Origin of the sequence: Mesorhizobium sp. M0478, from assembly GCF_040321305.1 — a bacterium.
Classification (GTDB): Bacteria; Pseudomonadota; Alphaproteobacteria; order Rhizobiales; family Rhizobiaceae; genus Mesorhizobium.
The window spans coordinates 1-9329 of sequence record NZ_JAMYRH010000031.1 but is presented as its reverse complement, the minus strand read 5'-3'; the positions used below and the strand labels follow the sequence as shown (position 1 = coordinate 9329).

Genomic DNA, 9329 nt, shown 5'->3' with positions numbered 1-9329 from the left:
CGCATGAACCGCACGATCAAGGATGCGACCGTCAAACGCTTCTACTACGAGAGCCATGACCAACTGCGCCAGCATCTCGCCGATTTCGTCTTAGCCTATAATTTCGGCCGTCGACTGAAGACCCTCAAGGGCCTCACGCCCTTTGAATACATCTGCAAAATCTGGACAAAAGAGCCCGAACGATTCAGGCTCGATCCAACCCATCAAACCTTGGGACTAAACACCTAGCCTACCTTCGCGTTTTTCAGCACCTCGTTGATCCTGGCCTGCCAGCCCTTGCCGGTCGCCTTGAATTTACTGATGACATCCTGATCCAGACGGATGGACACGACTTGCTTAGGCTTCTCCACGGCTGGCCGGCCACGAGCACGCCTTATGCTCTCGAAAAGTTCTGGAAACACTTCCGCGAAAGGCCTGGCTTGCGCCAACTGTTCGTCTGTCGTCTCCGCATCGTCGGGATCATCAACAATTTGTCTTTGAATTTCCCCTTCCTCCGCATCGGTAAGCGGTCGAACACGCGATTTAGGATTGTTCATATACTGACCTTTCTCTTTCGGCTGGCACGGCGCATCGAGATCACCGAAATCGCCTCCGAACCAAGCGGCTTGAAAATCACGGCCAGGATGATCTCTCCGAATTCGCCAATCGCCTTGAACCGGTCGGCCTTGGCTGGAAGGACGGTTGAAGTCGCAAAAAAACTCAATATCGAGTTCGGCAAAATCGAGACCCCGGCTGTCCAGGTTCGTCACGCGCTTTGGCTCATCCCAAACGATTTTCAGGCGAAATCCTCATCACGTTGGGTTCAGTTAATAAATGTAATACATTAATTATAATCCTGCAACATCAGGGCAAAACAATCGGGCTACATATCGTGGCGTCGTCGCGGCGACACCGGCCGTCGCCCGTTTGACTTCATGACATGCCCGCTCCATGCGTCACTGACATCCTGGAGCATCGCATGAAAACCATCACCGAATTTCCCCGCAAGGTCGTCGAATTCCCCGATATGGGCATCGTCATGCCGGATGGTTGCCGGCTGTCGGCGCGGGTTTGGATGCCGGAGGACGCCAGCAGCGATCCGGTGCCGGCGATCCTCGAGCACCTGCCCTACCGCAAGCGCGACGGCACCATCTTTCGCGATCAGCTGACGCATCCCTATTTTGCCGGCCACGGCTACGCCTCGATCCGCGTCGACATGCGCGGCAATGGCGATTCCGAAGGTCTGATGGACGACGAATATTCCGAGCAGGAATTGCAGGACGCCTGCGATGTGATTGCCTGGGCGGCAGCACAGCCCTGGTGCAACGGCAGTGTCGGCATGATGGGCATTTCCTGGGGTGGCTTCAACTGCCTGCAGGTGGCGGCCAAGCAGCCGACGGCGCTGAAGGCGGTGATCAGCCTGTGCTCGACCGTCGACCGCTACGCCGATGACATCCACTACAAGGGCGGCTGCCTTTTGACGGAAAATTTCGGCTGGGCCTCGACCATGTTGTCCTATTCGTCGCGACCGCCGGATCCGCTGATTGCGGGCGATAACCGCTGGCGCGACCTCTGGCTGACGCGGCTGGAGAACCAGTCTTTCCTTCTGCCGCTCTGGCTCAGCCATCAGCATCGCGACGCCTATTGGAAACGCGGTTCGATCTGCGAGGATTTCTCCGCGGTCAAAGCCGCCGTGCTGTCGATCGGCGGCTGGCATGACGGCTACCGCAACACGATTTCGCATCTGGTCACCAACATCCAGGCGCCGGTGAAGGGCATTGTCGGGCCATGGATCCACAAATACCCGCATTATGCCGAACCCAAACCCGCCATCGGCTTCCTGCAGGAGGCGTTGCGCTGGTGGGACAGCTGGTTGAAGGGCGTCGACACCGGCGTCGAGGCCGACCCGGACTACCGCGCCTATGTCATGGACAGTGTGCGGCCGGCGCGCTGGCACCCGGAGCGGCCGGGCCGTTGGGTGGCCGAACAGGAATGGCCGTCTCCCAACATCAAGGTCGGGGCGATCGAACTCATTGCTGACGGCGTCAGGCCGGCGATCGTGGCGACCCCGCAAAGCTGCGGGCTCGCCGGCGGCGAATATTTTCCCTTCACCTTTGGCCCGGAACTGCCGGGCGACCAGCGCCCGGACGATGCGCTGTCCGTCTGCTTCGATCAGCCTGTGCTTGCCGAGACACTCGACATCGTCGGCGCGCCGGAGCTTCTCATCCGGGTGTCGTCCGATCGCCCGCAGGCGAACATCGCGGTTCGACTGTGCGACGTGCACCCCGACGGCGCCTCGGAACTGATCTCCTACGGCGTGCTCAACCTGACGCATCGTTCTTCGCACGAACAGCCGCAAGCGCTGGTGCCGGGCGAAACGGTTTCGGCGCGCGTTATTCTCGACCAGTGCGCCTACCGCGTGCCGGCCGGACACCGCCTGCGCATCGCGGTTTCCAATGCTTACTGGCCGATGATCTGGCCGTCGCCGGAGCCGGTGCGGCTCGACCTTTCAGCGGCGACGCTGAGGCTGCCGCTGCGCCCGCTCGCAAAAGCCGACGAGACGTCGTTCCAGTCTCCCGAAGGCGCAACACCCTGGGCAACCGCGACAGTTCGTGCAGCGAATTCCGAGCGTCACGTCGATCGCGATGAGAAGACCGGCATCGTCACGCTGTCGATCACGGATGATTTCGGAGAAGTGCGCGATCTCGCGCATGGACTGGCCAATGGCAGCATTGCCCGCGAGAGCTGGACGATCCACCCCGACGACCCGCTGTCTGCCTCGGGCCGCACGCACTGGACGCAGACCTTGTCGCGAAACGGATGGTCGGTGCGCACCGAGACGTCGGCTGAAATGCGCTGCGATGCGCAAAACTTCATCGTCAGCGCCAGAATCGAAGCCTATGAGGGCGAAACGCTGGTTTTCGAACGCGATTTCGAAGAGACGATCCCGCGCGACCTGCTCTGAGCGTCGACCCGACTGGTCCAGTTGCGACGCACGATTTACGCCACGGCATGTCGCATTCCGTCTTGCTTACGGCTTTGCCTTCCGGTCAATATCCCTTTGGTAACAACAAGCAAAAAACGACCATAAGGTCGAACCAACAGAGTGAGGAACTCAAATGTCCAACGAACTCGAATATCTGAGCCGGCGCGTTGCGTCCGGCAAGCTGAGCCGTCGTGATTTCCTCGGCCGCGCCGCAGCACTCGGCGTCACAGCGCCCTTCGCCAATATGCTGCTTTCCAGTGCGGCTCGCGCGGAAGGCCCGGTCAAGGGCGGCACGCTGAAGGCCGGCCTCGTAGGCGGCGAATCCACGAACAGCCTGGACCCGGCTTTGTTCATGACGCAAGTGCCGTTCGCCTTTGGCAAGATGTGGGGCGAGCTGATCGTCGAGCTGTCCCCGGAAGGCAAACTCGAGAACCGCATCGCCGAAGAGATCGGCTCGTCGGACGACGCCAAGGTGTGGACGCTGAAAATCCGCGACGGCGTCGAATTCCACAACGGCAAGACGGTGACCGCTGAGGATGTGGCGGCAACCCTCGAGCGCCATTCCGATGAAAAATCGAAGTCCGGCGCGCTGGGCTACATGAAGGGCATCGACAGCATCAAAGCCAGTGGCAAGGAAGTCGTCCTGACGCTGAAGGAGGCCAACGCCGACCTTCCCTATCTCCTCAGCGACTACCACCTCATCGTCCAGCCCAACGGCGGCAAGGACAAGGCGGATGCCGGCATCTCGGCAGGACCCTACAAGGTCACCACCAACGAGCCCGGCGTGCGCCATGGCGGCGAGCGCTTCGCCAATTACTGGCAGGCCGACAAGATGGGCCATGCCGACCAGATCGAGATCATCGTTATCAACGACGCGACCGCGCGCACGGCGGCCCTGCAGGGCGGCCAGGTCAACATGATCAACCGCGTCGAGCCGAAGATCGTCGACCTGATCAAGCGTGTACCGGGCGTCACCATCCGCAACCATGCCGGCCCCGGCCACTATGTCTTCATCATGCATTGCAACACCGCGCCCTTCGACAACAGCGACCTGCGCATGGCGCTGAAGCTCGCGATCGACCGTGAGGAGATGCTGAACAAGGTGCTGCGCGGCTACGGCTCGCTCGGCAACGACTTCCCGATCAATTCGTCCTATCCGCTGTTTTCCGAGATCGAGCAGCGCAAATATGATCCCGACAAGGCCAAGTTCCACTACAAGAAGTCGGGCCATGACGGCACCGTGCTGCTGCGCACCTCCGACGTCGCCTTCCCGGGCGCGGTCGACGCCTCGCAGCTCTTCCAGCAGAGCGCGGCCAAGGCCGGCATCAAGATCGAGCTCAAGCGCGAGCCCGGCGACGGCTACTGGAACGAGGTCTGGAACAAGCAGCCCTTCTGCGCCTCCTATTGGGGCGGCCGCTCGACCCAGGACCAGATGTACTCGACCGCCTATCTGTCGACCGCCGACTGGAACGACACCCGTTTCAAGCGTCCGGACTTCGACAAGCTGGTGCTGGCTGCACGCGCCGAACTCGACGAGACCAAGCGCAAGCAGATGTACCACGACATGGCCGTGCTGGTGCGCGACGAGGGCGGCCTGATCCTGCCGATGTTCAATCAGTTCATCGATGCGACAGGCGCCAAGGTCGGCGGCTGGGTCGACGATCCGCATCAGGAGCTGATGAACGGCTACGCGCTGGCGAAGTGCTGGCTCGAAGCCTGAGCCCGGCTTTGCGGATATGTCCTCACCCGTCGTGAAACTTGTAGCCCAGCGCGTTGCGCTGGGCATCGTCCTCTTGCTGGCCGTTTCGGTCCTGATCTTCGCCGGCACCCAGATCCTGCCCGGCGACGTCGCGCAAGCCATTCTCGGACAGTCGGCGACGCCGGAATCGCTCGCCAATTTGCGCGAGCAGCTCGGCCTCAATCAGCCGGCTTACATCAGGTATTTCCATTGGCTCGGCGGTGCACTCACCGGCGACCTCGGCACGGCGATGTCGAGCGGCCAGGATATCGCGACCTCGATCAAGGGGCGGCTGTGGAACACGCTGTTTCTCGCCTTCTGGGCGGCGGTCGTGGCCGTGCCGCTGGCGATCATCCTCGGCCTGATCGCCGTGCGTTACCGCAACGGTTGGGTCGACAAGCTGATCTCCGGCCTGGCGCTCGCCTCGACCTCCTTCCCGGAATTCTTCATCGGCTATGTGCTCGTCTACTTCTTTGCCGTGAAGTATCAATGGTTCCCGGCCATTTCCACGGTCTATGACGGCATGCCGTTCGGCGAGCGTATGCAGGCGATCGCGTTGCCGGCCGCCGCGCTGACGCTGGTTGTGCTGGCGCATATGATGCGCATGACCCGCGCGGCCATCCTCAACGTCATGCAGTCGGCCTATGTCGAGACGGCTGAACTGAAAGGCCTGTCGGCCTTCAACGTCATCCGCAAGCATGCTTTCCCCAACGCCATCGCGCCGATCATCAATGTCGTCATGCTCAACCTCGCCTACCTCATCGTCGGCGTCGTCGTGGTCGAGGTGATCTTCGTCTATCCCGGCATGGGGCAATATCTGGTCGACCACGTCACCAAGCGCGACGTGCCGGTGGTGCAGGCCGTCGGCCTGATCTTTGCCGCTGTCTACATCACTCTCAACATCATCGCGGACATCGGGGCGATTGTCGCCAATCCGCGCCTCAGACATCCGAAATAGGCGGCGGGCATGCTCGATATCAAACGCATCCCCATTCCCGCGCTGATTGGCATCGTACTGACGACGATGTTCGTCGTGGCGGCTGTCTTCGCGCCATGGATCGCACCACACGGCAATGCCGAGATTGTCAGCGACGTTCCTTGGGAACCGATGTCCGCAGCGCATTGGCTGGGCACCGACAATCTCGGCCGTGATCTTCTGTCGCGCATGATCTACGGCGCTCGCATCACGCTGTTCATTGCGGTGCTGGCCACCGCGCTGTCATTCTCGCTCGGCGCCATCCTCGGCTTTTCGGCGGCGGTGTTCGGCGGCTGGTTCGACACGCTTCTGTCGCGCCTTGTCGATCTGCTGATGTCGATCCCGACCCTGATCATGGCGCTCGTCGTGCTTTCGGTGCTGCCGACCAACCTGGTGACGCTGATCTTGGTGATGGGCGTCCTCGACTCGACCCGCGTCTACCGGCTGTCGCGCGCGGTGGCCGTCGACATCAACGTCATGGATTATGTCGAGGCCGCCAAGCTGCGGGGCGAAGGCAGCGGCTGGATCATCTTCCGCGAGATCCTGCCCAACGCGCTGTCGCCGCTGGTCTCGGAACTTGGCCTGCGCTTCATCTACGCGGTGCTGTTCTTGTCGACGCTGTCCTTTCTCGGCCTCGGCGTGCAACCGCCGGATGCCGACTGGGGCGGCATGGTCAAGGAAAACAAGGACGGCATCGTCTTCGGTATCGGGGCGGCACTCATCCCCGCCGCGGCGATCGCAGCACTGGCGATTTCGGTCAATCTGGTCGCCGATTGGGTGCTCAACCGCACGACAAGCCTGAAGGGAGGACGCGGGTGATGGCTGACACAAAAGCAAAGCCCGGCCTGCTGCTCGATATCCGCAATCTGCGCATCGAGGCGACAGTGTTTCCGCCCGGCGAGGTGCCGAAGAACATCGTGCTGGTCCACGATGTCTCGCTGACGCTGGAAAAGGGCAAGGTGCTCGGCCTGATCGGCGAGTCCGGCGCCGGCAAGTCGACCATCGGCCTGTCGTCGATGGGCTATGGCCGTGGCGGCGTGCGCATCACCGGCGGAGAGGTGCTGCTCAACGGCCGCGATATCCTCAAGGGCGGCAAGGAAGGTTTCCGCAAATTGCGCGGCCGCGAGGTCTGCTATGTCGCGCAGTCGGCGGCCGCGGCCTTCAATCCGGCGCACAAGCTGATGGACCAGGTGGTGGAAGCAACGCTGCTGCACGGCACGGCGACACGCGCCGAGGCCGAGAAACGTGCCGTGGCGTTGTTCAAGAAGCTCAGCCTGCCAAACCCCGAAATCATCGGCGAACGGTTCCCGCACCAGGTCTCCGGCGGCCAGTTGCAGCGCGTGATGACGGCGATGGCGCTGTGTTCGGAACCCGACCTGATCGTCTTTGACGAGCCGACCACGGCGCTCGACGTGACGACGCAGATCGACGTGCTGGCGGCGATCAAGGACGCCATCCGCGACACCCATGTCGCGGCGCTCTACATTACCCACGATCTTGCCGTCGTCGCCCAGGTCTCGGACGAGATCATGGTGCTGCGCCATGGCAGGCTGGTCGAATGGGGCGGCACTCGCCAGATCATCAAGGAGCCGCGCCAGGAATACACCAATGCGCTGGTCTCGGTGCATGAGATCGAGCATGCCGAGCAGAAGCCCGGCGCCGCGCCGTTCCTGTCGGTCAAGAACGTCACCGCCGCTTACGGCGGCAGCCACGTCAAGGTGCTGAAGAACGTCTCGGTCGACATCTATCCGGGACAGACGCTGGCCGTCGTCGGTGAATCCGGCTCCGGCAAGTCGACGCTGGCGCGCGCCATCACCGGGCTGTTGCCGCCGGAAGAAGGCACCGTCACCTTCGACGGCAGGCCGCTCGCCAACAGGCTTGCCGACCGGCCGAAGGAGGATCTGCGGCAATTGCAGATGATCTACCAGATGGCCGACGTGGCGATGAACCCGCGCCAGACCGTCGGCACCATTATCGGCCGGCCGCTGGAGTTCTATTTCGGCATTCGCGGCCGCGAGCGCGACAAACGTGTCGCCGAACTGCTCGATGAGATAGAGATGGGCAAGGGCTTTCTCGACCGCTATCCGGCCGAACTCTCCGGCGGCCAGAAACAGCGCGTCTGTATCGCCCGCTCGCTCGCCGCCAAGCCCAAGCTGATCATCTGCGACGAGGTGACATCGGCGCTCGACCCGCTGGTGGCCAACGGCATTCTCAAGCTGCTGCTCAACCTGCAGCAGCACGAGAAGGTCGCCTACCTCTTCATCACCCACGATCTGGCGACGGTGAAGTCGATCGCCGATTCGATCGCGGTGATGTATCGCGGCGAGGTGGTGCGCTACGGCGCCAAGAGCAAGGTGCTGACGCCGCCCTTCGACGCCTATACCGACCTGCTGCTGTCGTCCGTTCCCGAGATGGAGATCGGCTGGCTGGAAAAGGCGATCAAGGGACGGCGCATGGCGAGCGCGGGGAACTAGTAGGGAATTCGCGGCCTTTGTCGCGAAAACTTCCTTCAACGGCAAAAGCTTTCCGGAGCCGCCCATGGCGCTCAAGACCAAACTGCTGCTCATCATTCTCGACGGCGTGCCCTACCGGAACTGGCGCCGGCTGATGGGCAATCTCGAGGGCTGGGTGCAGTCGGGCGAGGCGCAGGTGTGGAAGATGCGCTCGGTGCTGCCGTCGACCTCGGCCTGCTGCTATGCCTCGATCCACACCGGGGTTTCGCCGCAGGAGCACGGCATCCTATCCAACGAGAACCGTTTTCTCGTCAACAAGCCGGATATTTTCTCCGAGGTCAGCAAGGCCGGCGGCAAGACCGGCGCAGTGACGCATTCCTACTGGTCGGAATTCTTTCGTTCCTATCCGTTCGATCTGGTCGAGGACATGGAGTATGACGAGCCCAGCGGACCGATCGCGCATGGCCGCTTCCACACCATGACCGGCTACAATTTGCGCAACCAGATGACGCCGAGCGATGTCGATTTGTTTGCCACACTGACCCAGCTGACCCGGCGCCACGCCATCGACTACGGGATCCTGCACACCTGCACGCTGGATTCGATGGGCCATCGCTTCGGCCATGACTGCCACGAAATGGACCATGCCTGCTATGCGATGGACGGCATGCTGGCAGCCTTTCTGCCGGGATGGCGGCAGGCCGGTTACGAGGTGATCGTCACCGCCGACCACGGCCAGACAGACCGCGGCCATCATGGCGGCCATGACGACGAAATGCAGGATTTCGCGCTGTATTATTTTGGGGAAGGCAATGGGCCGGATCCGGACACGCTGCTCGATCAGCTGCAGCTGGCGCCGACGGTGCTGAAGCGGCTGGGTGTGCCGGTGCCGGAGACCATGAAGGCTAAGCCGTTTTTGGGGTGACGGAGGTCGTCGCTGAGCCGCCGTTCGCTACCCCCTCTCCCCGTCACTATACGGGGAGAGGGTAAGGGTGAGGGGCAGCGCTAACATCAAAATAAATACCCCAACGCCGGCGCCGCCCCTCATCCGCCTGCCGGCACCTTCTCCCGTATAGTGACGGGGAGAAGGGAGACGTGTCCGAACCGGATAGATAGGTAACAGAATGGACCGATAGCATGGGTGACAGTTTTCTTGTCCGCCGGAGGACCGGCGATGGTTTGGCGAGAGACTGGCAT

At 62.0% G+C, this 9329-nt stretch carries 8 protein-coding genes and 1 pseudogene; 7 read left to right on the top strand and 2 right to left on the bottom strand.

The genetic code is table 11. The features are described from left to right. The coding region (locus NKI64_RS31885; RefSeq protein WP_352672049.1) for an IS3 family transposase at nt 1-228 on the top strand (228 nt) is incomplete at its 5' end. On the opposite strand, the gene NKI64_RS31880 is transcribed toward NKI64_RS31885, so the two are convergent. Next, entirely contained in the window at nt 225-536 is a 312-nt protein-coding gene (locus tag NKI64_RS31880) for a BrnA antitoxin family protein (RefSeq protein WP_023683487.1), read from the bottom strand. The two genes, NKI64_RS31885 and NKI64_RS31880, sit on opposite strands and share 4 nt — an antisense overlap. Continuing rightward, a pseudogene (locus NKI64_RS31875) lies at nt 533-779 on the bottom strand (BrnT family toxin). Before NKI64_RS31875 ends, NKI64_RS31880 begins: the two are co-directional and overlap by 4 nt. Before the next feature lie 179 nt (nt 780-958). Between NKI64_RS31875 and NKI64_RS31870 the strand changes: the two are divergent. From NKI64_RS31870 to NKI64_RS31845, 6 genes are all read left to right on the top strand, one after another. Next, entirely contained in the window at nt 959-2944 is a 1986-nt protein-coding gene (locus tag NKI64_RS31870) for a CocE/NonD family hydrolase (RefSeq protein WP_023703639.1), read from the top strand. Between the two features lie 154 nt (nt 2945-3098). Next, complete coding sequence (locus NKI64_RS31865; protein ID WP_023671387.1) at nt 3099-4685, top strand: ABC transporter substrate-binding protein; 1587 nt, start codon at nt 3099-3101, stop codon at nt 4683-4685. Nucleotides 4686-4701: 16 nt separating this feature from the next. Next, nucleotides 4702-5661 (top strand): ABC transporter permease, encoded by a 960-nt coding sequence (locus tag NKI64_RS31860; RefSeq protein ID WP_023823868.1) that lies wholly within the window; start codon nt 4702-4704, stop codon nt 5659-5661. A gap of 9 nt (nt 5662-5670) precedes the next feature. Then, entirely contained in the window at nt 5671-6498 is an 828-nt protein-coding gene (locus NKI64_RS31855) for an ABC transporter permease (RefSeq protein WP_023703637.1), read from the top strand. After that, entirely contained in the window at nt 6498-8153 is a 1656-nt protein-coding gene (locus NKI64_RS31850; protein ID WP_352535465.1) for an ABC transporter ATP-binding protein, read from the top strand. Before NKI64_RS31855 ends, NKI64_RS31850 begins: the two co-directional genes overlap by 1 nt. 64 nt (nt 8154-8217) lie before the next feature. Then, the gene (locus NKI64_RS31845) at nt 8218-9057 is read left to right on the top strand and encodes an alkaline phosphatase family protein (protein ID WP_023822089.1); all 840 of its coding nucleotides are present in this window, start codon (nt 8218-8220) and stop codon (nt 9055-9057) included. The last annotated feature ends 272 nt before the right edge of the window (nt 9058-9329 follow it).

Excerpts from the sequence above, each read along its gene's own strand:
- NKI64_RS31860 (WP_023823868.1), top strand. The coding sequence starts at position 4,702 with ATGTCCTCACCCGTCGTGAAACTTGTAGCCCAGCGCGTTGCGCTGGGC.
- NKI64_RS31850 (WP_352535465.1), top strand. The coding sequence starts at position 6,498 with ATGGCTGACACAAAAGCAAAGCCCGGCCTGCTGCTCGATATCCGCAAT.
- NKI64_RS31870 (WP_023703639.1), top strand. The coding sequence starts at position 959 with ATGAAAACCATCACCGAATTTCCCCGCAAGGTCGTCGAATTCCCCGAT.
- NKI64_RS31855 (WP_023703637.1), top strand. The coding sequence starts at position 5,671 with ATGCTCGATATCAAACGCATCCCCATTCCCGCGCTGATTGGCATCGTA.
- NKI64_RS31865 (WP_023671387.1), top strand. The coding sequence starts at position 3,099 with ATGTCCAACGAACTCGAATATCTGAGCCGGCGCGTTGCGTCCGGCAAG.
- NKI64_RS31845 (WP_023822089.1), top strand. The coding sequence starts at position 8,218 with ATGGCGCTCAAGACCAAACTGCTGCTCATCATTCTCGACGGCGTGCCC.
- NKI64_RS31880 (WP_023683487.1), bottom strand. The coding sequence starts at position 536 with ATGAACAATCCTAAATCGCGTGTTCGACCGCTTACCGATGCGGAGGAA.